Genomic DNA, 23,823 nt, shown 5'->3' on the forward strand with positions numbered 1-23,823 from the left:
CGATTTCCTTTAGCCCTTGGCTGCAAAGAGCCCGCCATTTCCATACGCCTTGTGTGTTTGACGGAATATTCTATGCATTAAATATTCCAATCAGCGGATAACGCCGTGCAGGCTTTCGGGTGTTACGCGCTCATCCTTGCGGATCAGTTCCCGCGCCGCATCCAGCCTGTCCCACACATTGCACATCATCACACCTCTCACGCGCTCATCGCGCAGGTAGTAGATCACGCCGGTATGGTTTTCCTTCTGCCAGTCGGCAAAGACCTCAAGGCTGGTGTCCACTTCACCGGTGGCCTCGTAGCCGAACTCGAACAGATCAGAGAAGAAATAGGGCTGATAGGTGAAGGCTTCGTGGGCGCCGGCCATGTTGCGCCCGGCCAGCTTTCCCTGGCTCAGGGCGTTATCCCAGTGTTCGATACGCATGCCATGGCCAAGAGCCCGGTAGGGGAAAAAAGCATTGTCGCCGGCTGCATGGATGTCCGGGTGGGAAGACTCGAGGTATTCGTTGACTATGATGCCGTTGCCCACCTCCAGCCCGGCCTCTTTGGCCAGATCTATGGAAGGATCAACGCCGATGCCGATGATCACCAAGTCTGATTCTAGGCTTTTTCCGCTTGCGGTTTCGGTGCGAAACTTGTCTCCGCTTTTGCTGATGGCCGTCGGAAAGTCCGAAGAAATCACCCGGATTCCCCGCTCCTGAAAATGATGCTGCACAGCTAGTCCGAGTTTTTCCGGGAACACCCGGCGACAGAGGGTGACAGAGGGAAATATCAAGCTGACTTCCAGACTGCTGTTGAGTGCGGCGGCGAGTTCCGAGCCAATAAAGCCGCCGCCGACGATCAGCACGGACTGCTTGGTTTTTGCCTCGCTCTGCATCCGCAGGTAATCGTCGAGCGTACGGTAGTAGCAGATGCCTTCGAGTTCTCCGCCAGGGATGGCGATCCGCCTAGGCTTGGTGCCCGTTGCCAGGAGTAGCTTGCCGAAGCCGTAGCGCTCGCCGTTCGCGGCGGTGATGGATTTCTCCTGCGCGTCGAGCTTCTCAACCCTTGCCCCCAGCACCATGGATACGCCATGCTCGTCGTAAAAGCGCTGATCGTGAACGAAGATGTCTTCCACTCTGGCCTTGCCAAACCATAGCTTCTTGGATAGCGGCGGGCGGTCATAGGGCAGGTGTGTTTCCTCGCCTACCAGCAGTATGCTTCCTCGGGTGTCGCGCTCCCGGATGCCCTGAACGGCCGACGCACCCGCCAGGCCGCCACCTACAATCACGTAATCAAATTCAGTCATGGAATACCCCCTTCCGGCACTCGCCGCCGACCGTGCATAATCATTTCCTGCTGCGCGGCACTGTCGCTTTGGGACTGATCGTGCATATCGCCTTCGGTGCATCGATGCGCAGCACGATGGACTCCCTGACAGCGAAGTTGAAATGGGCCGAATCCGGGAAAGTGTAGTCCACGGTCAAATCCTCTCCGACGAGCAGGGTGCCGGCTTCCGGCGCGACCAGCACAGCACCTTGAATATCGGTTTTGTAGATGCCGTTGGTGCACAGTTCTTTCAGGTGATCGATCTGCAGCATGTCCGATCCTTCCGGATAGCGCCGGAACAGGTTGTTGTAAAGCCTCGGCTCCAAGGCGAGCGCATAGGGGCCGTGGAAGCGAGAACTGTCCAGCAGGGTGACGGCGGCGAGGACATCGCGCAGCACCTGTTCCACGTCCATCCAGTCGCCGCCATCAAGATGGTTGCGGCTCTCGACGGTGCACAGCCCGGCCAGGCCGAACTCCGGATCGCCCTGGTAAATCAGCGCTTCCTCGCGGGCGGCCAGCTCCATGGCGGCCTGGTAAAGAGGGCTCAGATCGAGAGGATGCCCCGCCTCGGCATGGGCGGCGATGCGACGGCGGCCCAGGGCGAAATGACGGAATATCATGGGCACGGGAATCGTGCGCGAGATGATGGTGGTGGCGCCATGGGAAGCATGCTGGCGCTGGTCGTCGTTGCCCGCCGGGGCGGCCACATATCCCAGTCCGAAAGGTCCGTCCACCGCCAGGAATCGGCGCGCTGTCAGGGTTTTGCGCGCCTCGGCCACGGCCGCCTCCTCCATGCGCGCAAGAATGGCAGCGTCAAAAGGAAGATGGGTATTGTTCATATCATGCTCCTTTCATGGTGCCCACAGTCAGGCGCGGCGCAGCTGCCCCGCCCTTCCCCGCCACCTCGCCGGCATCTTTGCCGGTCGCCTTTTTTTCCGCCTGGGTAATGTCGCCCTGGCTGAATAGGTAGGTGCCCAGAATTTCGTCCAGCCTGGGCGTGCGACGGCGCAGCCATTCCAGGATCATGGCGGCGTGCTCCATTTCCTCGTGCATGTTATGCAGCAGGATGGCACGCAAATCCGCATCGTTGCAGGCATCCGCCCGCTGATGGTACCAGTCCACCGCCTCGAATTCCTCCATCAGGGAGAGGATGGCACGGTGCGCATCCATCGTTGCCAGGGCAAGTTTCTCTTCATTTTCGTGCAGGCCTTCATGTGCCATGATTTCTCCTCCTTGGTTCAGGTAATTCCTTCGAGACTTGGTTTTTTTACAACGGATTCCCCCGGCCTATTTAGGGCGAATCCACGTTACCCCCTCTAAACAGGGCAAAGCGGAATGAGAAAAAATTAGGCCTTCGGCGGCTCCACCGGGATCTGACTCAACACCCACTCGACCATGGCCTTGATTTCATCGTCGGAGAGTTGCGGATGGGGCATCATCACGACGCCGCCCGTATAGGCATTCCATTGGCCCATGCCGCCAGTCTTGATTTTGGCGGCCAGCTTGGCGACGGCCTCCTTGTCGCCCTTGTAGCGGTAGGCGACCCAAGCATACGCGGGGCCGACCATTTTCTTGTCCACGGCGTGACAGGTAAAACAGTCGCTCTTCCTCATCGCAGCTTCGGCGCTGGCCACGGTTGCGGCAGCGCCATTCGCGGCCGGCAGCGCTGCTTCAGGGGCTTTCGGCGCCGGTGCCTGCGACAGGGGTGCCACGGGGGAGGAAGGTTCCTGCGGCGCTTCTTTCTTCCCGCAACCGCTTAGCGAGATGGCGCTCGCGGCAAGCAGCAGAACACCAAGGATGGGGGCAGCAAACTTGCGCTCGATCATGATACGACTCCTTTTCATCTTGAACCTACGGTCAAGAATTCCAATAATTTTATATATAGCACAGCCATCCAGAAATAGAATTCCCTTATTGAATCAAAATGTTTGGCAATGCAGGTGATACTGTATTTAATGCCCGGACATTCTGTATAAGCTCCATATTCCAGAATTTGAGGAGTAGTATCAGGTTGCATTCCCAGCCCGGAACCTTCAGGGGCTTTCTTCAATGGGGAGAAATTCATGACCACGACCAGAACAGAGCGCGATTCATTCGGCGACATCGAGATCCCGGCCGAGCGGCTTTGGGGCGCGCAGACGCAACGTTCGCTCGAGCATTTTCATATTTCCTCGGAACACATGCCGCAAGAACTCATCCTTGCACTCGCTTCGGTCAAGCGGGCCGGTGCGCTCGTCAACCGCGACCTGGGCCTGCTGAATCCGGACAAGGCGGCGGCCATCATGCAGGCGGCCGAGGAGGTGCTGGCAGGCCGCCACGCAGAAGAGTTCCCCTTGTCCGTCTGGCAGACGGGCTCCGGCACCCAGACCAACATGAACCTGAACGAAGTGCTCGCCAACCGCGCATCGGAATTGCTCGGCGGCGGACGCGGCGATGCGCGGAAGGTGCACCCCAACGACGACGTGAATCTCGGCCAGTCCTCCAACGACATTTTCCCCACCGCAATGCATGTGGCTGCCAGCCTGGGCATTCGGCAGAAGCTGCTGCCGGCGCTTGGCATGCTGCGCGCAACGCTGGAAAAAAAGTCGATGGAGTTCGCCGATATCGTCAAGATCGGCCGCACCCATTTGCAGGATGCCGTTCCCCTGACGCTGGGGCAGGAGTTTTCAGGTTACGTGGCCCAACTCGATCTGGCACAGCGGATCATCGCCACCGCGCTCCCCCCGCTACAGGAACTGGCGATTGGCGGCACCGCGGTAGGCACAGGGCTCAACACCCATGCCGAATTCGGCGATCGCGTCGCGGCGGAGCTGGCGCACGGCAGCGGCCTCCCCTTCAGAAGCGCTGCCAACAAGTTTGCAGCGCTGGCTGCCCACGATGGGCTGGTGGCCGCCCATGGTGCGCTCAAGACCCTCGCCGCGGCACTCATGAAAATTGCCAACGACATCCGCTGGCTGGCCTCCGGGCCGCGTTCCGGCCTGGGTGAAATCAGCATTCCGGAGAACGAGCCTGGCAGCTCGATCATGCCGGGCAAGGCGAATCCGACCCAGTGCGAAGCGCTCGCCATGCTGTGCTGCCAGGTCTTCGGCAACGACGTTGCCATCACCATCGGCGGAGCATCGGGCAATTTCGAGCTGAACGTGTTCAAGCCGCTCATCGCCCATAACTTCCTGCAAAGCGTGCGCTTGCTCGCGGACGGAATGACGAGCTTCGAAAAACATTGCGCGCGTGGCATCGAAGCCAATCGCGAGCGAATTGCAGAGTTTTTGGAGCGCTCCCTGATGCTGGTAACCGCCCTCACCCCGCACATCGGCTACGACAAGGCCGCCGAAATCGCCAGGCAGGCGCACCGGGATGGCGTCACGCTAAGGCAAGCGGCACTGGCGCTGAGCTATGTTACGGAAGAAGATTTCGACCGCTGGGTGCAGCCGAGGGCGATGGTTCACCCTTTTGTCCATGCTCGCTGAGTTTAGGCTTGGGAACATATTCAGCGGATTCATGCCTGATTTTTTTTTGGGAGAAACCCTACTCCATTTCTACTTAGTTCACCTCATTGAGGTTCTTTGCCGGCGAGCGTAGGGTGAATCATATGGTAGCCGGCTGTCCGCGGACTGTAGCCTATAAGCGACAATCAACCTTTACAACTTGACGCAAGGAGAGCAATCATGAGTCTGGCAGACTTTCTCATCAACGTGCACCCTGAGCTTCCCATGGATGACCGGACCCAGCTAGAGGATGAAATTAGCCACATGGAGGGCGTCGTGTCGGCATGCTTTAGCCCGGAACACCCCCATATGATGACGGTTACCTACAACCCCGATGCCGTAAGCTCAGGCGCGGTGCTGGAGCAAGTAGGCAAGCGCGGCATCGAAGCGAGCAAGGTCGGCTTGTAAGCGGTTCTCAGGGTCGCTCCGATGTCCGCTCCGCCGTCTTGACCAGCTCGGCGGCTTCCTTCGCCGTGAGCGACTTCCAGGGCAAGGGTATCAGGCCGGGCACCCGTTCCATGTAACGCCGATAGATATCTCCGTGATAGACCACCAGCTTTTTTTCTTCCAGCCGCGAACCGATGATGAAATAAACCGTCATCATCGCGCTGGACATCAGCATTGCGGCACTCATGTCGCGCGTCCAGATCAGCACCAGCCCGAAGGAATACCACGGATGACGCACATAACGATGGAATGGTGAAAGATGGAAACCCTCCTGATCCTCCACCCGCTGAGTGTGTGATTTCCACTGGCGCAAGCCGAGGAATTCCTGGGTATCGTAATAATTCAGCGATTTCATGAAACCGAACACCGCCGCCAGCGCCAGCCCGTTCGCCAACCAGGCCCCCAAACCCTGCCAGACCCATAGAGTCGGGCCGGGATTGCGGACCATCAGCCAGAGTATCGGCAGCAGCAGCAGCACCGCAAGAATATTGAAGCTCAGCCGATAAAGCGGCATTCGCTCCGGATAATGCAAGGCGACCCAGCTTTTCACCCGGAGCGAAGCCAGCACCGAATGCAGGGCGAAATATCCCAGCCAGGAGAGCGCCAGCAAAGCCATGTCCCGCCAATCCGATTCAGTCATATCCTGTTATGCCTTTTCTTGTCATCCACATGGCTTTTCGCATGGACGCCGAGCCAATCAGGCACCGCTTTCTAGCGTCCGCCACAGGCAGGCGCCCTTGCTGGCCTTGTCGATCTCGTCCAGGTAGGCACGGTGCACCTCCATCTCGTCCGCTGTCGCCGCCAGCACCATCAGGTCATGCGGCACGATATCTCCACCCAGGTCGGCGTGATGGTCTCCCGCTTCAGCGGATTCGATCATCAGGCTGTTCTGTCCGCGCGTCATGGCGAGATAAACCTCGGCCAGCAACTCGGTGTCCAGCAGGGCGCCGTGCAGGGTGCGGCTGGAATTGTCGACCTGGTAGTGGCGGCACAGCGCATCCAGATTGTTTTTCTGCCCCGGGCGCAGATCCTTGGCCATTTTCAGGGTGTCGATCACGTCCGGGCTGTATTTCCCGACCGGCTCCAGCCCGATCAGCTTCAACTCGGTGTTGAGGAAGCCGAGATCGAACGGCGCATTGTGGATAACCAGCTCCGCGCCGCTGATGAACTCGATAAAATCCTGGGCGATATCCCGGAAAAACGGCTTGTCCTGCAGGAATTCCAGGCTGATGCCGTGCACCTGCTGCGCACCCGGGTCGATCTCGCGTTGCGGGTTGAGGTACTGATGGAAGTGATTGCCCGTCAAGCGCCGGTTGATCATCTCAACCGCGGCCACCTCGATGATGCGGTGCCCCAGATTGGCGTCCAGGCCGGTGGTCTCGGTATCCAGAATAACTTGCCGCATTTTACAAACCCTATTTTTTAGAACCATTAGCCACGGATTAACACAGATGTACACGGATTATCAATGAGTCGGCTTGAGATGGGCGTTCACCTTTAGGGAGATTGAAGACTATTCTCAACCCGCTGTTTCATCTGTGTTAATCCGTGGATAAAAACAGTTTTCAGGTCAATTCCTTTACGCCCCGGTTGGCCAGCTTGTCGGCCCGTTCGTTGCCTTCGTGCCCGGCATGGCCCTTGATCCAGAGCCACTCGATCTCGTGCTGCGCGGCCAGTACGTCGAGCCGCTTCCACAAATCATCGTTCTTCACCGGCTTCTTGTCGGCTGTGCGCCAGCCGCGCAGCTTCCAGGCATGTATCCACTCGCTGATGCCTTTCTGCACGTACTTCGAGTCGGTATGCAGCCGGACGATGCAGGGGCGCGACAAGGCTTCCAGCGCCCGGATCACCGCGGTCAGCTCCATGCGGTTGTTGGTGGTCAGCTTCTCGCCGCCGCAGAGTTCCTTTTCATGCCCGGAATAGCGCAGCCATGCACCCCAGCCGCCGACGCCGGGATTGCCCTTGCAGGCACCGTCGGTGTAGATCTCCACGATGTTGCGCCGCAATTCTGGAATTTCCTTGTTTTCTACCATTTTCACTGCTCAGATATTTTATGGTTGATCATCTTCTGCGGTACCGGGGCGAGCCCTTTTTTTGCCGCTGAATTTCTGTTCCAGTTCGGCATGATCAAATGCATGCCGACCACCTTCTTCTTCGCCTGCAGGAAATACACGCCACCCGCCAGCGCCCACCAGCGGTCGCCCGCGGCCTCCATGAAGCGGCAGCGCCGCAACCATTGTTCGCTGTGCAATGGCGGCGCATAGCAGCACATCCGGCCGGCCACCACATCAAAGCCCAGCAGGGCCAGCCAATCCTTGATGCGCCGCAGGGAAATAAAATTCCCGTGCCAGGGGTAATTCTGCTTGCGACTGGGTACGAACCGGGGCAGCCCCCACAGGCTGTATGGATTGAAGCCGCTGATGATCACTTGCCCCTCCGGCATCAGCACCCGCTCCACCTCGCGCAGAATCTGGTGGGGATGCGCGCTGAATTCCAGCACGTGGGGCAGCAGCAGCAAATCGATGCTTTGGCTGGCAATCGGCAAACACCCCGGCTCGGCCAGTAATTTAATCTCCGCCTTCCCGTTTTCCGAAAATTGCGGCGCGACAGCGAACCGCTTCGGCATGCGATTCGTACGCAACAGGTCGGATTGGGCAAAACCGATTTGCAGCGCATTGAAGCCGAAAATATCCGCCACCACCTGATCGAAATAGGCCTCTTCGCGCTCGATCAGGTAGCGCCCTAGCGGGGTGGCTATCCATTCATCCATTGACATCGCACAGGGTTAACTCGAACATATTATGATGAAGATCATTCCTGTTCCTGCTTTCGAAGATAACTACATCTGGCTGATTTGCGACGGGAGCTACGCCGCGGCGGTGGATCCCGGCGACGCCGAGCCGGTATTGGACTATCTCGGACATCACGGGCTGCGCCTTGCCGCCATCCTGACCACGCACCACCACGGCGATCATACCGGCGGCATTGAGGCGCTGCTGAGACACGCCGCCGTGCCGGTTTACGGCCCCCGAAAGGAAAATATTCCAGGCATTACCGACCCGGTCGGCACTGGCGATACGGTACGATTGCCGGAACTGGGAGTAGAATTCGCAGTCCTCGACGTACCCGGCCATACCGCTGGCCATGTTGCCTATTATGGCGCAAATTCCCTGTTTTGTGGCGACACGCTGTTCACCTGCGGTTGCGGCAAACTATTCGAAGGCACCCCGGCGCAGATGCATGCCTCGCTGCAAAAACTGGCCGCCCTGCCTGACGATACCCAGGTCTATTGCGCCCATGAATACACCCTGGAGAATATTCGCTTTGCCAAGAAGGTTGAACCCGCCAACCGCCAACTTCTTGAGCGCGAAGTGCACGACTGCCTGACACGGGAACAAGGCCGTCCCACCCTACCTTCCACCATCGCCCTGGAAAAAGCCACCAACCCTTTCCTGCGCTGCGAACACCCGGCCGTGATAGAAGCGGCCAGCCATTTTTTCGGCAGCCCGCTGGATGATGCCGTCAAGGTCTTCGCCGCCGTCAGGGAGTGGAGAAACAGATTGTAATTCAACATATTACCCGCTGCCGCCAGAGCACGGCAGACGAAGATATTCCTTGACGCGGCAAGGGGTTCTTGGCTACCATCGGCGGAGTTTCAATTACGCTGAACAATTCCAACAACGAGCATGCGCCTCATCCCCCCTTTAATTCTGGCACTGGCCAGCGCTTTCGCGCTGTATCTGCCGACGGCAAGCGCAGATGATCTGCTTGGTCCCGATTCCTCCGTCCGACCTGTCAAACAAGCACTGGCTGAAACGACCGAAGCCGAGCTGCAGCTTCAGCCCAGCAATGGAATTCTGGGTTCCCCATCGAAAGAAAATGACGGCATAGCTTCGTCGGAAGAACCCGTCGACTTATGGGATCGCATCCGTGATGGTTTCGCCCTGCAGGAACTGGATTCGCCCCTGGTGCAGAAACACGTTGACTGGTATGCCGACCGCCCCGAATACGTGCAACGCATGGTGGCGCGCAGCCAGCTCTATCTGTACCACATCGTCGAAGAAGTTGAAAAGAGGGGAATGCCGACCGAAGTCGCCCTGCTGCCGATGATCGAGAGCGCCTTCAATCCCAAAGCCTATTCCAGCAGCCACGCCTCCGGCATCTGGCAATTCATCCCGTCCACCGGCAAGCACTTCGGCCTGGAGCAAAGCTGGTGGTACGATGGCCGCCGCGATGTCACGGCAGCGACGGATGCGGCGCTGGACTACCTGCAAAAGCTCCATGACATGTTCGACAGCTGGGAACTGGCGCTCGCCGCCTATAATTGGGGCGAGGGCTCAGTACAACGCGCCATCGCCAAAAACAGGAAGCAGGGCCTGCCCACCGACTATCTCAGCCTGACCATGCCGGTTGAGACACGCAACTACCTGCCCAAGCTGATGGCGATCAAGCAGATCATCATGGACCCGGCAGCCAGAAACCTGGCCCTCGCCTCCATCCCTAACCGCCCCTATTTCGTCAGCGTCACCACCACGCAGCACATCGACCTTGCCGTGGCCGCGCGCCTGGCCGAAATGCCGCTGCACGACTTTGTCTCGCTCAACCCCGCCTACAACCGGCCTGTCATCAACGCCAAGGGTTCACGCGTCTTGCTGCTGCCGGTGGGCAAGGCCGACACCTTTACCAGCAACCTGGAAAGCTATGACAAGCCGCTGGTTTCCTGGAAATCCTACACCCCGGCACGCGGCGAAAAAATCGATAAGGTTGCGCGCCGCTTCAGCATCAGCGTCGCCCGGCTAAAAGAGATCAACAGCATCACCAAGCGCAACAAACTGTCTGCCGGCCAGACTCTGCTGGTGCCGCTCAGCCGCAACGATGCAACGGTTCCCGACTTCGACGAGGCACATCAGGCAATCGAATCCGAAGAAACCGAGCCGCTGTCGGTCTCACCCCGCTTTATTTATACCGTGAAGAAGGGCGACACCCTGACCAGCGTCGCCAAACGTCACAAAATCTCTGCGATCCAAATCAAGGCCCTGAACAATCTCAGGTCCAACCGCCTCAGCAACGGCCAGAAACTGGTAATCCGTCAGGAAACTCTCGCCAAGAGCAAGCTTGCAGCGGTCAAGGGCAAGTCGGTGAAACTGGCAGTGGCGAGCAAGGCGAAGCCTGTAAAACTCGCTGCGGTGAAGAGTGCGAAACGCAGCCAGCGCTATTACACCGTGCGCCGCGGCGACACCGTGGCCAGCATCGCCAAGCAGTTTAATGTCGCGTCCAACGATATCCAGCGCTGGAACAATATTTCCGGCAAGCGAGGCCTCACCCCCGGCAATAAAGTCACCCTGATGTTGCCCGACAAGGGCTGATTCATCTGCCGGCGCCAGCCGGATTGCTACTTTTCCGAATACAAATAACAGCAGGTACTATGCGTTGCGCTGAAGCCGGCCACAGCCGGGTAGCTTTGCCGGCATACGGCCATGGCTTGCGGGCAGCGCGGGTGGAAGTGGCAGCCTGACGGCGGGTTCGCAGGCGAGGGCAAATCCCCGGCCAGACGGATGATTTCCCTGCGCGCAGCCGCATCCACCACCGGCACGGCCGAAAGCAGCGCCCGGGTATAGGGATGGCGCGGCGCCTGCATCACCTCTTCCACCGTACCCTGCTCGACGATCCGCCCCAGATACATCACTGCCACCTCGTGGGCAAAATATTCGACCACCGCCAGGTTGTGGGTGATGAACAGGTAGGCCAGGCCCAGTTCGTTCTGCAGCCCCTTGAGCAAATTGAGGATTTGCGCCTGCACCGAGACATCGAGCGCGCTGGTCGGTTCGTCGCACACGATCAGCTGCGGCTTCACCGCCAGTGCCCGCGCAATGGCGATGCGCTGGCGCTGCCCGCCGGAAAATTCGTGGGGATAGCGGTACTTGCTGTCGGGGGCGAGCCCGACCTGCTGCAGCAAGCGGTCCATGCTATTCTGGCGATCGCCAGGACTCGCAGCCGCTCCCAGCGCGACCATTCCCTCCTCGATGATGTCCGCAACCCGCATGCGCGGATCGAGCGAGGAATAAGGATCCTGGAATACGATCTGAAAATCGGCACGCCGGGCGCGCAGCTCGGCGCCCTTCAACTGTGTAAGTTCATCGCCGGCGAAGCACACGCTGCCGGCAGTGGGGCGGATCAACTGCAGGATGCTCTTGCCCACCGTGGTCTTGCCGCAGCCGGATTCGCCCACCAGCGCCAGAGTGCGGCCGGCATGGATCGCCAGCGACACGCCGTCCACCGCCCTGACATGGCCCACCACCCGCTTTAACAGACCCTTGTGGATAGGGAAATGAACTTTAAGGTCGGACACCTGCAGCAATGGTGCGGCACTCTTATCTCCATCCCAACCTTTCCGAACCCCTTCCCCAGCTAGAGGGAGAGCCGGAGTCGGTGCAGAAACTTGAGGCACCGCAGACAAATGGCAACGTACGCTGTGGCCGGGAGCAACCTCGCTCCACGCCGGAATTTCATTGCTGCAGCGCTCCCAGGCATAGTCGCAGCGACCGGCGAAACGACAGCCGGAAAACTCCCGGTCTAGCGGCGGCACGCTGCCGCGGATGATCTCCAGTTGCTGTCCGCGCCGCGTGGCACCCGGCAGCGAGGCAAACAGCTTGCGGGTGTAGGGGTGCTGCGGGTTGGCAAAGAATTCCTCGCGCCCGGCCATCTCCACGATTTCCCCTGCATACATGACCGCCACCCGCTGCGCCATTTCCGCCACCACGCCGAGATCGTGGCTGATCAGCATCACCGCCATGCCGCGCTCGCGCTGCAGTCGGCGCAACAGTTCCAGCACCTGCGCCTGGATGGTCACATCCAGCGCCGTGGTCGGCTCGTCGGCGATCAGCAGGTCGGGCTCGCACGCCAGGGCAATGGCGATCATCACGCGCTGCTTCATGCCGCCGGAGAACTGGAACGGATAGTCATGGTAGCGCGCTCCGGCGTCGGGGATGCCCACCGCATCGAGCAGTTCCAGCACCCGAGCCTGCGCCGCCTCGCCCCGCAAGTCGGTGTGGCGATGCAGGGTCTCGGCGATCTGCCGGCCGATGGTCATGACCGGATTGAGACTGGTCATCGGCTCCTGGAAGATCATCGCGATGCGCTTGCCGCGCACCGCGCGCATGGCAATTTCCGGCAAGCCCAGCAAATCCTGCCCGTCGAGCAGCACCCTGCCGAACTCGACGTGCCCTGCCTCAGGCAGCAGACGCATCAGGGACAGCGCCGTCATCGACTTGCCGCAGCCCGATTCCCCGAGGAGGGCAAAGGTCTCGTGGGGATCGATGGAAAAGCTCACGCCGTCCACTGCCCGCACCTGGGTTTTTCCGGCATCCAGCCGGACCCTGAGGTTATCGACGACTAGTAGCGGCCCGCTCATCTCACCCTCGGATCGAACGCATCGCGCACGCGGTCGGAAAACAGGTTGGCCGACAGCACCAGCACGAACATGAAGACGAAGGCCGCTAGCAGCGACCACCACACCATCGGTTCGCGCGCCATTTCCAGCCGCGCACCGTTGATCATGTTGCCCCAGCTCTGCATGGCCGGATCGACGCCGACGCCGACATAGGACAGCACCGCCTCGGCCAGCACCAGGGCGCTGAAATCCAGAACGATCGAAATCAGCACGATATGCATCACGTTAGGCAGGATGTGGCGGGCGATGATGCGGAAATGGCCGACGCCAAACGCCGTCGCCGCCTGGATGAACTCCATTTCCCGGACTTTCAGGGTCTCGCCGCGCAACAGCCGGCACAGCCCGGTCCAGCTGGTAATGCCGAGGATCACGCAGAGGAACAGCAGGCGGATATCGGCGCGTGCCGCGACGGTGTCGAACAGCTCCTGGTTGCTGTCCATGTAGACCTGCAGGATCAGCACCGCCGCCGCAATCAGCAGCACGCCGGGAATCGAACTGAGGGTGGTGTAGGTATACTGGATCACGTCGTCCACCCAGCCGCGGAAATAGCCCGCCATGATGCCGAGCAGCAGCGCAAAAGGCAGCATCACCAGCGTGGTGAGCGTGCCGATCATCAGGCCGGTGCGGATGCTTTTCAGCGCCAGGTAGAACACATCTTGGCCGACCTTGTCGGTGCCGAAAATGTGATACTTGGCGGAAAACACCATGGACAGGCAGACGAACAGGACCAGCAGCCCGATGGTAGCCAAAAAGGTGCGCCAGGGAATTTCGTCGCGCCCCTGCCGAATCATCGTCCAGGCTGCGCCTGGCGAAATGCTACGGCGCCTTGCCAGCCACAGCGCCAGCACAGTTGCCAGCCCCCCACACAGGACGAGCGCGTAAACGCTTCCCTGCAACGCCGTAGCAGCAACATCTCCTGCCTGTTCCTGCGCCGGTTCGCGCAAATGCGCCCCGCCGAACTTCAGGCGCGGATAGTCGCGCACCTGCTTGCCTCCGGGCAACTCGATGGTTTCCTTGGTATAGAGCTGGGCGGCGAAAGGCGCCGAATAGGTTTTTTCCACCTGCTTCCTGAGTGGGCCGACCATCAGGTCGAACACGCTCAGCACCTCGGGCGAGTAATGCGTTTCGGCGCCGTTGCCCTGCTTCTCCAGCGACAGGCGGAAATGCAGCGAATCGAGCACGCCGACGGCGACGAACGCCAGCAGCACCACGGCGGAAGCCACGCCGCTGCGGCTGCGCAGCAACCGCCGCCAGGGCTGCAGCAAATGCTCGCGCTGGCGCACCCGCCAGGCGTAAAACGCCACGCCGGCCAGCAGCAGCCAGAGCAGCATGTCGGTCCACAGGAGAACGGGCTTAAATAGCATCATTCCAGCCGTATCCTCGGGTCTACCAGCGTATAGGAAATGTCCGTCAGGATCAGGCCGACGATGTATAGCACCGAACCGAGGAACACCATGGCGCGGACGATGGCGAAATCCTGGGCGTTGATGGCGTCGATGGTATAGCTGCCGAGGCCGGGGATGCCAAAGAAGGATTCCGAGATCAGGCTGCCCATGAACAACAGCGGGATCACCACCACCGCGCCGGTGAGGATGGGGATCATCGCATTCTTCAGCACGTGGCCGAACAGCACGGAGAGTTCCGACAGACCCTTGGCACGCGCAGTACGAACATAATCCCTGGAGGCTTCCTCGAGGAAGATGGTGCGGTACCAGCGTGCCCCCGATCCGATGCCGCCGATGACCCCGATCACCACCGGCAGGATGATGAACTTGAGCGCATTGCTGCCTGCGTCAAAGCCGGAAATCGGCGTCAGGTGCAGCAGCTTGCTCACCAGGTATTGCCCGCCGATGATGTAGAACAGGCCGGAAATCGACATCATCGCCACGCACAAAACCACCCCGGACAAGTCGATATAAGTGGCACGGAAGAACGCCATCAGCATGGCAAAGGTGATGTTGACCGCCAATCCGACCAGGAACACCGGCAGCGCGATCGCCAGGCTCGGCCACATCCGTGTTTTGATGTCGTGGGCGATGTCGCGTCCCTCGTCGGAGCGGCCGAAATCGAAGGCGAACATGCCGACGGATTTCTCGAAGAAAATGGTGTCGCTGGCCTGCTTCGCGCCCTGCGCTGCGCTGTTCCACATCAGCGGCTTGTCGTAGCCGCGTTCATGCTTCCACTTCGCAATCGCCTCCGGCGTGACGTGCTTCACGCCCAAGTGTATACGCGCCATGTTGTCCGGCGTGTTGACCACGAAGAACAGGGCGAAGGTGAGCAGGTTCACCCCGATCAGGATGGGAATGGCATAGAGAATGCGGCGGATGATGTAGTTAATCATCGCACCCCAGCGCCAAATCGGTACACCCGTCTCCTTCCCCCTTCAAGGGGGAAGGCTGGGATGGGGGTTCGGTGCTAACCTTTCCCAATGCATTCCAAATCACCTGTTTCACGCTTTCAATATCTTTCAGCACGTCATTATTCCAAAATCGCAGCACATGCAACCCCTGTTGGCTTAAGAACATCGTCCGAAGCAGGTCTTGCTCCTCATTTTCCGCATGTTGCCCGCCATCCACTTCAACAACCAGAGCCGCTTCCAGGCAAACAAAATCCAGAATATACCGCCCCAACGGATGCTGGCGGCGGAATTTGCAGCCGCCCATTTGTCTCATCCGCAAGTGGCGCCAAAGAAATTGCTCCGCATCTGTCAATTCCCGGCGCAGGCTGCGGGAATTTTTCTTGGCGGTCTGATTTATTCTGGTCATTCCACCTCCGCACCCCCATCCCAGCCTTCCCCCTAAAAAGGAGAAGGAGCCGTCAGTCATGGGTCTGACCCGGGCTAGCCGCCTGCCTTTCCTTGCGCCGGTAGGCGGCCACGGCCGGCACCAGTCCGGCCACCAGCACGGCAGCCAGCAGACCCAGCGGCCACAGCACCGGCTGATTCCACTCACGTTGTTTTTGGGCGCGCAAGTCAGCATCGATGCGGACGTACTTCAGGCCGTTATTGGCCATCAGATTGGGTTTGATGTTCCGGTACCAGGCGTGAAACAGGCTGTACTGCTTGGGGTGGTAACCCCATATCCAGGGTGCGTCGTGGCGCGCGATCGCGAGCATTTCGTCGATGATCTTCTGGCGCTCCGGACCGTTGTCCATGTTCTTCATGCGCTCGAACAAACGGTTGAATTCCGGATTATCGTAGTTGGCCGAGTTCTCCCCTTCCCCCTTCACCCGCGCATTCGGCCCATAAAGCAGAAACAGGAAATTCTCAGGGTCGGGGTAGTCGGCATTCCAGCCCCAGTGGAAAATCTGCGCGTTGCCCTTGCGGATCTTGTCCTGGAAACGGTTGTAGTCGGTGTTGCGCACCACCAGTTGCAGGTCGACCGCCTGGAACTGCTTGCGTATCCAGTCGAGCCGCGCCTTGTCGTCCGGCCCGGTGGCGGTGATATCGAGGTACAGCATCAGCGGCTTGCCGGTCTTCTCGTCGCGCCCGCCCGGGTAGCCGGCCTCGGCCAGCAGCCTTTTGGCATATTCGATGGACTTGCGCTTCGGCCTGCCGTCAACCCAGTCGTAAATATAGGGATTGATGCCCTGCTCACCCTCATGTGCTCCGAAAATCCCCGGCGGCAGCGGACCCTGCGCGGGAATGCCGCGACCGTTGGCGAAGATCGAGATAAATTCCTCGTAGTCTATCGCGAGGGAAACCGCCTGCCTGAGCTTCTTCGCCCGTTCCGAATATCCGCCCACCGCCGGGTCGAGCATATTGAAACCATAGTAATAGTTGGTGGCAGTCACCGTGGTCTGCAGGCGGATGCCCTTCTCCTTCATCATGTCGGTCACATCCGCCTCGCCCTGAGTGGCGACGCGCACCGCCTGGTCGAAGCTGTCGGAGCTGATGCCGGAGGCATCGTAATAACCCTGCAAAAACTTGTTCCAGTAAGGAATGCTTTCTTTTTCCAGGCTGAACACGGCCTTGTCGACGAACGGCAGCGGCTTGCCGGCATCATTCAGCAGCCCTGCCGCCGCATCGTCCGGCTCGCCTTCGGTCGGGTAAGTCTCGCCGTGGAAATTCGGATTGCGCTCCAGCACCATGCGCCGGTTCGGATCGTTTACCGTCAGCATGTAGGGCCCGGTACCGACCGGGTACCAGTCCAGGGTGAGGTTTTTCTCAGCCATGCCGGGCTGCCCGTAGAAACGGTCGGCCTCCGGCGGCACCGGTGCGAAGAACGGCATCGCCAGCCAGTAAAGGAATTGCGGATACTTGCCCTTGAGTTTCACCCGATAGGTATAGCGATCCACCACCTCCACCCCGGCCAGCGGGTAGCGCGTCAGATCCAGATGAGTGCCCGGCGGCAGGGTCTTCTGCGCGCTATCCAGCATTTTTGCATATTCCTTCAGGCCGACGATGTATTCACCCATCATGCCGAAAATCGGCGAATTCAGCCGGGGATGGGCCAGCCGCTTGATCTGGTGGACATAATCCGCCGCCTCCAGTTCGCGCGTGCCGGTTTGCGGAAAATCCGCCAGCTTGTAGAGCTTGGCCAGATCCTCCGGCTTCAGATCGTGGTACAGGTAGCGCCCCTGCGCATCGCGGGCAAAGGCCGGGTGCGGCTGGTAATGGACACCTGGCTTGATGCGGATTTCATACACGCTGAAGGCGATTTTTTCCGGGGCGCTATCGGCCGGCAAGGGCTTGCCCTGCGCATCGAGGAACAGCGGTTTGGGCAGTTCCGCGGCGGCAAGCGGAATCAGCGTATAGGGGCGCTTCAGGTAATGGTACTGCAGCGGCGGCTCGTAAATCTGGCCGGTGAAAGTGATCTCGTTGGAGCTGTAGGACTGCGCCGGGTCTAAATGCTTGGGCCGTTCGGCAAAAGACGAATAGGCGATGTTTCCCCCCTCGTCGGCGGACGGATAGGGGCTGTTCCAGGGCGGGGCGCCACAGGCCGCCAAAAACACGGTCGACAAGGCGGATATCAGGAAGAATCTCATCGGGTTTCAGTGTAGCGCAAGCAGCGGTCGGGAGCCAGGCAACGATATCCATATGCAGAATTGGGTTATAATACGTCATTCGCATCGGTCTTCGGGCAAACCGCAATCAAAGGAAAAACAATGGGCTTTCTGGCAAACAAACGGATCCTGATTACCGGGATGATCAGCAACCGCTCCATCGCCTACGGCATCGCAATAGCCATGAAGCGCGAGGGTGCCGAACTCGCCTTCACCTACCAGGGAGAGAAGGTCAGGGATCGCGTTGCCGACCTGGCGAAAGACTTCGGTTCCAACCTGATATTCCCCTGCGACGTCGCCAGCGACGAAGAAATCAACCAGCTGTTCAGCGACCTCGGGAAACACTGGGACGGACTCGATGGCATCGTCCACTCGATTGCCTTCGTGCCGAAACAGGCTCTAGCCGGTGACTACGTCGAATCCGTCACGCGCGAATACTTTCAGATCGCCCATGACATCAGCTCTTATAGCTTCACCGCGCTGGCCAAGGCCGGACTGCCGATGATGCTGGGCCGCAATGCTGCCCTGCTGACACTTTCTTATTTGGGCGCGGAACGCACCGTCCCCCACTACAACGTGATGGGCCTCGCCAAGGCCAGCCTCGAAGCCAATGTGCGCTACATGGCAGCCGGTCTGGGCCCCAAGGGCATCCGCGTCAACGGCGTCTCCGCCGGCCCGATCAAGACTTTGGCGGCAAGCGGCATCTCCGATTTCGGTAAGCTGCTTTCCTACAACGAGAAGCATGCCCCGATGCGGCGCAACGTCACCATCGAGGAAGTCGGCAACGTAGCCGCCTTCATGTGCAGCGACCTCGCCAGCGGCATGACCGGCGAGATCACCTACGTCGACGGTGGCTTTAATATCACCGCCCTGGGCAACGCCGAAGAGGCTGTGGCGGGAAATTAAAGAATTTTCCTGACAGCAAAGAAAACGAAGGCCAACCAAGAACGGTTGGCCTTTTTTATGGGAACTAGATGCGTAACCCTTCAAGAAACCGTTGCAACCCCTTCTTGGCTTCGCCTATCCAGGGTTTACCGTGAGCGAACAGCAGGTGGTCGAACTCCCGCTCCTTCAGATGCCTCAGGAACACCGCCTGCAGGCCGCGCTTAACCCCGTCCGGGTCGTCCCCCATGTAGGCATCGGGCACGAAGCCCAGCTTGCCGCCGTAGCGCACGATGGCATCGCCGATGGCCAGGATTCCCTTGTCCACCGAGATGTAAAGAGCGGTTTCCTCCGGGCACAGCACGCCCACAGCTAAAGCCAGCACACCGCCCGGCAGAGTATCGCCATGCTTAAAAGGCGTGACTTGTTCGCCCCGGGTGAATTCATGCAGGCCCTCCCGTTGGCACCAGATTTGGGTGCCGAAGCGTTCGGCGAACTGGCCACTGTGACGGTAGTGGTGACGATTGGTGAGGTAGGCGTGTTGAGGCGGCTTATGCGCCTCGAACCATGCCAGCCCTTGAGCCGGAACACGCGGGTCGATCAACACCGCTGGTTCGGTTGCTGAAATATAGTAAGAATGGACATACGCCTGGATGCCTTCGTGAAAGCTGGTCCAGTGAAAAACGCCTGGCAGGATTTCTTGCATGGAAACCTCCTTAACTGGCGCCTTGGACGAAGCGGTCAAGGAGCCCTTGGGACCGTGGGGCAGTCGGTACTTGGGCGCCATCCGGGCAGAGACGAATGATCCAGACGCATGCGGCAGATAGAAAGTCACCACTTCCGTGGTGGCGAAACGATTCCATTATAGGCAATACAGGAATGATGCGTCCCCAACCGCCCTACCGGTGAATTGCCTCTTTATTGAAGCAGTTCGGGCCATTCTGAAGCCGGACAATTCGAGTCAACAAAGACCGATTGATTTAGTCGGCTTTTGTGCTAAGTTTAATATTATGAGTGATCGGCCTGATTGCCGGCTCCAGGCCGGCGGATAAAGGCCACGGAACGGAGGAACAGAAGGAAAATGCCTCCGTCTTTTCAACCCATCGCATTGGCCCATGCCGGATTCCGGAATGGCCGGAAGGAGGGAAAAATGAAAGACATCAATGTTAGCCTTTCAGGCGTGGATATGGATTACAAGATGGCGAGCAGGATTGCAGCCACTCTAGCCAAGGAACTAAATAGCGGCGAGCCCGTCATGGTTGCCTGGCACGACAAGACGACGTCCCGGATGTCTCCCGTAATCGAGGGCGGGGATATCCACTCGCGCTGGCACGACTATGGAGAAAGCCACGGCGGCAAGCTGGAAATCGACGTCAACGGCGATTTCGATTTCATCTTCGCCGACTCCAGCAGCTTTGAAACCCTCGGCCCGAGCCCCCTGGTCAATTTGCGCGACATGGCGGGAAACGAATACCTGTGCCAAATCGACGCGCTGCGCGACCCGAAGCATCCGAGCGAGGAAGCGTGCGTCAAGCTGGAAGGCCTGACCACCAAGGGCGATATCACCTGATGGCTTAAAGGCAGCGCCGGAGAATTTCCCGAACTTCCTCGTCCGCGAGGTCGATCGGGTTAGTCTTCATGCTGCTGCCGCGGCAGTTTGCCACGATCACATCCAGATCGGCTTCGCGGATGCCATAAGCGCTCAAGGCCGGCACCTTCATCCTTGCCGTCCACTCCTTGAGGGTATGCACCAGAAACACTCGCGCACCAGCATCGTCCAGGTGAGCTTTGCCACGCAGCAGGCGGCCAATTTTGGCGTACTTCTCCAGCGCCGGGCTGCCCGGGTCACGCTCATCCAGTGCGCGGATATTAATTTCCGTCGCCTCCGCCACGGTTGCGCCGCAAGCCACGCCATGCGGCACCGGAAAGAGCGCTCCCAAGGGTGCTGCCAGACCGTGCACTGACCCCAGCCCCACCTGCGCCAGGGTAATGCCCGAAAGCAACGCGGCATAAGCCATTCCCGCCCTACCCTCGGCCGCCTTCTCGCCGCCCTCGTACCAATCCAGCAGACCTTCGCGCACATAACCCAGGCCGCTCAACGTCAGCGCATCAGTAAAGGGATTGGCCCGGGTCGAAACATAGGATTCCAGCAACTGGGTCAGCGCGTCCATGCCGTTGGAGGCGATCAGATCGGGCGGACAGGTGGCCAGCAACGCCGGATCCACCACCGCATATTTTGCCACCAGCAGATCATGGCGGAAGGATTTCTTGAAACCGTCCGGCCCATGCATGCTGAGGACGGCATTCTTGGTGGCCTCCGAGCCGGTGCCCGCGGTAGTCGGCACCGCAATGAAGGGGAGCGACGGCCCCTGATAAGGCAGCTCCGGCCCCACCCCTTCGAGGTGGTCCATCACCGAATTGCCGTGGGGCAACAACCCGGCAATCGCCTTGGCGGCATCCAGCACGCTACCGCCGCCGATGCCCAGCACGATTTCGATGCCGGCATGGCGGTATACCCTGACGGCCTGGTCCACCAGGCTAGGCGAGGGCTCCTGCTCCACCACCATATCTTCCCAGGACAGCCCCCGCCTCTTCAGAGCGTCGATCAATCCCTGCCAGTGCAGCGAGGCACGAAACGACCTGCCCCCGGTAACGATCAGCACGCGTTTGCCCAGCGACTGGAGCAACTCGGGCACATCGCTCAGTCGACCCTCACCAAAAAGAATTTTCGGTAGGCCAGAAATAGCAAGTGGAGATATCATGTCAGCGACAATTCAACCAGAAAGCCCGATTCTACTGGATTTACGCCACGCCGGAACAATCAGGAATTAAAGATATTTATATCTTGTATATTACGAGAATATTAGAATATAATTAATATATGAAGTATCAGTTTGGGTTTGGTGTAATGTTGTTTAAAGCAAATTTTTAATATCAGTCTAAATTGGAGGGCAACTAAAATGTTAAAAGTTATCGGTGGCTTTATTGCAGGGTTAGCCTTTATCGGATTCATGGCTTATAACTTCATGAGCAGCCTGATGTTTTGGGAAGTACCCAGCCCATTCGGCGTCGAGGAAACCGTCGCGCGTATCCAGCAGAATATCCAGAATGCCGGTAACGGCTGGGCTCTGGCTGGCCTGCGCAATCCGGCCAAGGCCGTTGAAGCGGATGGCGGCAATTCCTTGCCGGTCATGATGGTCGAAGCCTGCAGCACCAAATACTCCGGCCCCATTCTCAAGGACGACACCGTCCGTTTCCTCTCCATCCTGATGCCCTGCAAGATTTCCATTTACAAGAAAAATGACGGCAAAACCTACATTGCAGGAATGAATGCCGGATTGATGGGCAAAATGTTCGGCCCCATGGTGGGCGAAGTCATGGGCCACGTCGCAAAAGATCAGGCCAAGTTCATCATCTTCGATGCGAGCAAACCTGCGCCCCCGATGATCAAAGGCACGCCTGGCGCAGCCGGTGGCGCAGCTGCGGGTACCGGTGGCGGCTGCTAGGCGGCATGATGCCGGAAATGCCTTAAAGCGGACTATTCGCAAAAAAGATCGTACCAGGAGGTATCATGTTGTCAAAATTAAAAATCGCCCTGTCCACGCTAGTGGCAGGGGCCACGGTGGCAGCGCTGACTGCTTTCGCCACGCCAGCTCCCGCACCCGCGCAGACAGCGGCACAGGCGGCAACGCCTGCTGCGGCGGCAGCTCCGGCTCCGGCAGCCATGGTCAAAAAAGCAAGCAACTCCACCGCAGATCACAGCAAGTTCAAGGAGCTCCAAAAGACCTTCAAAACTGCGCCGGAAGTCACCAAGGCCTGCCTGACCTGCCACACAGAGGCCGCCAAGCAGATTCAAAAAACCAAGCATTGGACTTTTGAATTCATCAATCCAGAGACCAAGCAGAAGCTGGGCAAAAAACACGTCATCAACAACTTCTGTACCGCGGTGGAATCGAATCAGAAATTCTGCAACGCCTGTCACGTCGGCTACGGCTGGGAGAATGACAAGTTCGACTTCACCGCAGAGGAAAACGTCGACTGCGTCGTGTGCCACGAATCCACCGGCACCTACCGGAAAGTGCCAGGATTGGCGGGACATCCTACCTATAAGGACATGGAATTCCCGCCGCATTCCGGCAAAATCGTCAAAGCCCCTGATCTCAGCAAAGTCGCCCAGAGCGTCGGCAAAACCAGTCGCGCGAACTGCGGTGCCTGCCACTTCAATGGCGGCGGCGGCGATGCAGTGAAGCACGGTGACCTCGACAGCACATTGACAAACCCGCCCAAATACCTCGATATTCACATGGAGAAAAAAGGGCTTAACTTCAGCTGCGGCACCTGTCACATGACATCCGCCCACCAGGTTCCAGGCAGCCGCTACGCACCGACCGCAGCCGACATCAAGGATGTCGCTCCACACATGCGCGGCAAGGTTGACAACAGCAACCCCTCTACCTGTCAGTCCTGCCACGGCACCAAGCCGCATCCGGCAAAAATGGCCAAGCTGAACGAGCATACCGACAAGATAGCTTGCCAGACCTGCCATATTCCGGAATTCGCGCGCGGCCAGGCTACCAAGATGACCTGGGACTGGTCGACCGCCGGCAAGCTCACGCCTGAAGGCAAGCCGATCACGAAGAAGGATAGCGCGGGACACAACGCCTACGACAGCAAGAAGGGCGATTTCACCTGGGAAGACCACGTTATTCCGGAATACATCTGGTTCAACGGCAAGGTGAATTACACCCTGCGTGAAACCAAGCTGGACCCCAGCAAGGTTGTCAAGATCAACAGCTTCGAGGGTAGCCCCACCGATGGCAAGTCATTGATCTGGCCGGTCAAGGTGTTCCGTGGTCAGCAACCTTACGACTCTGTCAGCAACACGCTGCTGGTGCCGCACGTCTTTGGTGACGACGAAAATTCATACTGGTCGAACTTCAACTGGGATAAAGCCCTGGTAGCCGGCATGAAGGCTGCCAATGCCCCCTACAGCGGCAAATATGCCTTCGTCAAAACCGAAATGAGCTGGCCGATCACCCACATGGTCGCTCCCAAAGCCGACGCGCTCACCTGCGCCCAGTGCCATAGCAAGGAAGGCCGTCTCAAGAACGTCAAAGGCATCTACATGCCGAGCCGGGGCGACAACAACAAGCTGCTCGACATGGCAGGCTGGGCACTCGCCCTGCTGACCCTGATTGGCGTGCTGATCCACGGCGCTGGCCGCATCTATGCCCACAAGAAAGGATAA

General features: G+C 59.1%; 23 protein-coding genes. 8 read left to right on the top strand and 15 right to left on the bottom strand.

Translation table 11 applies throughout. From position 1 onward, the window contains the following. Nucleotides 1-90 precede the first annotated feature (90 nt). From VMV64_RS09505 to VMV64_RS09520, 4 genes are all read right to left on the bottom strand, one after another. A complete protein-coding gene (locus VMV64_RS09505) occupies nt 91-1,287 on the bottom strand; it encodes an NAD(P)/FAD-dependent oxidoreductase (RefSeq protein ID WP_325329717.1) in 1,197 nt (398 codons plus the stop codon). Between the two features lie 40 nt (nt 1,288-1,327). Beyond that, nucleotides 1,328-2,146 (bottom strand): family 1 encapsulin nanocompartment shell protein, encoded by an 819-nt coding sequence (locus VMV64_RS09510; RefSeq protein WP_325329718.1) that lies wholly within the window; start codon nt 2,144-2,146, stop codon nt 1,328-1,330. A gap of 1 nt (nt 2,147) precedes the next feature. Continuing rightward, nucleotides 2,148-2,528, bottom strand: a complete 381-nt coding sequence (locus VMV64_RS09515; RefSeq protein WP_325329719.1) for a ferritin — start codon at nt 2,526-2,528, stop codon at nt 2,148-2,150. A gap of 125 nt (nt 2,529-2,653) precedes the next feature. Beyond that, nucleotides 2,654-3,133: a c-type cytochrome gene (locus VMV64_RS09520; protein ID WP_325329720.1), complete on the bottom strand. Its 480-nt coding sequence runs from the start codon at nt 3,131-3,133 to the stop codon at nt 2,654-2,656. Between the two features lie 237 nt (nt 3,134-3,370). Between VMV64_RS09520 and fumC the strand changes: the two genes are divergently transcribed. Together fumC and VMV64_RS09530 are read left to right on the top strand one after the other, a co-directional pair. After that, complete coding sequence (gene fumC / locus VMV64_RS09525; protein WP_325329721.1) at nt 3,371-4,774, top strand: class II fumarate hydratase; 1,404 nt, start codon at nt 3,371-3,373, stop codon at nt 4,772-4,774. A 198-nt stretch (nt 4,775-4,972) separates the two neighbouring features. Next, nucleotides 4,973-5,200 (top strand): hypothetical protein, encoded by a 228-nt coding sequence (locus VMV64_RS09530; RefSeq protein WP_325329722.1) that lies wholly within the window; start codon nt 4,973-4,975, stop codon nt 5,198-5,200. A 7-nt stretch (nt 5,201-5,207) separates the two neighbouring features. Here the strand turns inward: VMV64_RS09530 and VMV64_RS09535 are convergent, their stop codons facing one another. The 4 genes from VMV64_RS09535 to VMV64_RS09550 all read right to left on the bottom strand — a co-directional run bounded on the left by VMV64_RS09535 (nt 5,208) and on the right by VMV64_RS09550 (nt 8,009). Continuing rightward, complete coding sequence (locus VMV64_RS09535) at nt 5,208-5,879, bottom strand: hypothetical protein (RefSeq protein WP_325329723.1); 672 nt, start codon at nt 5,877-5,879, stop codon at nt 5,208-5,210. Between the two features lie 57 nt (nt 5,880-5,936). Then, nucleotides 5,937-6,644 (bottom strand): DNA polymerase III subunit epsilon, encoded by a 708-nt coding sequence (dnaQ, locus tag VMV64_RS09540; protein ID WP_325329724.1) that lies wholly within the window; start codon nt 6,642-6,644, stop codon nt 5,937-5,939. Nucleotides 6,645-6,804: 160 nt separating this feature from the next. After that, entirely contained in the window at nt 6,805-7,272 is a 468-nt protein-coding gene (gene rnhA, locus VMV64_RS09545; protein ID WP_325329725.1) for a ribonuclease HI, read from the bottom strand. A gap of 2 nt (nt 7,273-7,274) precedes the next feature. After that, nucleotides 7,275-8,009 (bottom strand): class I SAM-dependent methyltransferase, encoded by a 735-nt coding sequence (locus tag VMV64_RS09550; RefSeq protein WP_325329726.1) that lies wholly within the window; start codon nt 8,007-8,009, stop codon nt 7,275-7,277. A gap of 31 nt (nt 8,010-8,040) precedes the next feature. On the opposite strand from VMV64_RS09550, the gene gloB reads away from it, so the two are divergent. Continuing rightward, nucleotides 8,041-8,805 carry a hydroxyacylglutathione hydrolase gene (gloB, locus tag VMV64_RS09555; protein WP_325329727.1) on the top strand — a complete coding sequence of 255 codons (765 nt, stop codon included), beginning with the start codon at nt 8,041-8,043 and terminating at the stop codon, nt 8,803-8,805. 120 nt (nt 8,806-8,925) lie between these two features. Next, nucleotides 8,926-10,605, top strand: a complete 1,680-nt coding sequence (locus VMV64_RS09560; RefSeq protein WP_325329728.1) for a LysM peptidoglycan-binding domain-containing protein — start codon at nt 8,926-8,928, stop codon at nt 10,603-10,605. A 26-nt stretch (nt 10,606-10,631) separates the two neighbouring features. Here VMV64_RS09560 and VMV64_RS09565 read toward each other — a convergent pair whose 3' ends face one another. Genes VMV64_RS09565 through VMV64_RS09585 form a run of 5 tightly spaced genes read right to left on the bottom strand, consistent with a single transcriptional unit; the run spans nt 10,632 to nt 17,675 of the window. After that, complete coding sequence (locus VMV64_RS09565) at nt 10,632-12,650, bottom strand: ABC transporter ATP-binding protein (RefSeq protein ID WP_325329729.1); 2,019 nt, start codon at nt 12,648-12,650, stop codon at nt 10,632-10,634. Continuing rightward, nucleotides 12,647-14,053, bottom strand: a complete 1,407-nt coding sequence (locus VMV64_RS09570) for an ABC transporter permease (protein ID WP_325329758.1) — start codon at nt 14,051-14,053, stop codon at nt 12,647-12,649. The genes VMV64_RS09565 and VMV64_RS09570 overlap by 4 nt, the downstream gene beginning before the upstream one ends. Continuing rightward, nucleotides 14,053-15,030, bottom strand: coding sequence for an ABC transporter permease (locus VMV64_RS09575; protein ID WP_325329730.1), 978 nt, complete (start codon nt 15,028-15,030; stop codon nt 14,053-14,055). Before VMV64_RS09575 ends, VMV64_RS09570 begins: the two co-directional genes overlap by 1 nt. After that, a complete protein-coding gene (locus VMV64_RS09580) occupies nt 15,023-15,454 on the bottom strand; it encodes an endonuclease domain-containing protein (RefSeq protein WP_325329731.1) in 432 nt (143 codons plus the stop codon). The genes VMV64_RS09575 and VMV64_RS09580 overlap by 8 nt, the downstream gene beginning before the upstream one ends. A gap of 52 nt (nt 15,455-15,506) precedes the next feature. After that, the gene (locus tag VMV64_RS09585) at nt 15,507-17,675 is read right to left on the bottom strand and encodes an ABC transporter substrate-binding protein (protein WP_325329732.1); all 2,169 of its coding nucleotides are present in this window, start codon (nt 17,673-17,675) and stop codon (nt 15,507-15,509) included. Between the two features lie 120 nt (nt 17,676-17,795). Between VMV64_RS09585 and fabI the strand changes: the two genes are divergently transcribed. Next, entirely contained in the window at nt 17,796-18,599 is an 804-nt protein-coding gene (gene fabI, locus VMV64_RS09590; RefSeq protein ID WP_325329733.1) for an enoyl-ACP reductase FabI, read from the top strand. A gap of 64 nt (nt 18,600-18,663) precedes the next feature. On the opposite strand, the gene VMV64_RS09595 is transcribed toward fabI, so the two are convergent. Then, nucleotides 18,664-19,281, bottom strand: coding sequence for a hypothetical protein (locus VMV64_RS09595; protein ID WP_325329734.1), 618 nt, complete (start codon nt 19,279-19,281; stop codon nt 18,664-18,666). Nucleotides 19,282-19,725: 444 nt separating this feature from the next. Between VMV64_RS09595 and VMV64_RS09600 the strand changes: the two genes are divergently transcribed. Beyond that, nucleotides 19,726-20,145: an AF1514 family protein gene (locus VMV64_RS09600; protein ID WP_325329735.1), complete on the top strand. Its 420-nt coding sequence runs from the start codon at nt 19,726-19,728 to the stop codon at nt 20,143-20,145. 4 nt (nt 20,146-20,149) lie between these two features. On the opposite strand, the gene VMV64_RS09605 is transcribed toward VMV64_RS09600, so the two are convergent. Continuing rightward, nucleotides 20,150-21,337: an iron-containing alcohol dehydrogenase gene (locus VMV64_RS09605; protein WP_325329736.1), complete on the bottom strand. Its 1,188-nt coding sequence runs from the start codon at nt 21,335-21,337 to the stop codon at nt 20,150-20,152. A gap of 264 nt (nt 21,338-21,601) precedes the next feature. On the opposite strand from VMV64_RS09605, the gene VMV64_RS09610 reads away from it, so the two are divergent. After that, nucleotides 21,602-22,081 carry a DUF302 domain-containing protein gene (locus VMV64_RS09610; RefSeq protein WP_325329737.1) on the top strand — a complete coding sequence of 160 codons (480 nt, stop codon included), beginning with the start codon at nt 21,602-21,604 and terminating at the stop codon, nt 22,079-22,081. A 65-nt stretch (nt 22,082-22,146) separates the two neighbouring features. Beyond that, complete coding sequence (locus tag VMV64_RS09615; protein WP_325329738.1) at nt 22,147-23,823, top strand: tetrathionate reductase family octaheme c-type cytochrome; 1,677 nt, start codon at nt 22,147-22,149, stop codon at nt 23,821-23,823.

This window comes from Sulfuricella sp., from assembly GCF_035531155.1.
Classification (GTDB): domain Bacteria; phylum Pseudomonadota; class Gammaproteobacteria; order Burkholderiales; family Sulfuricellaceae; genus Sulfuricella.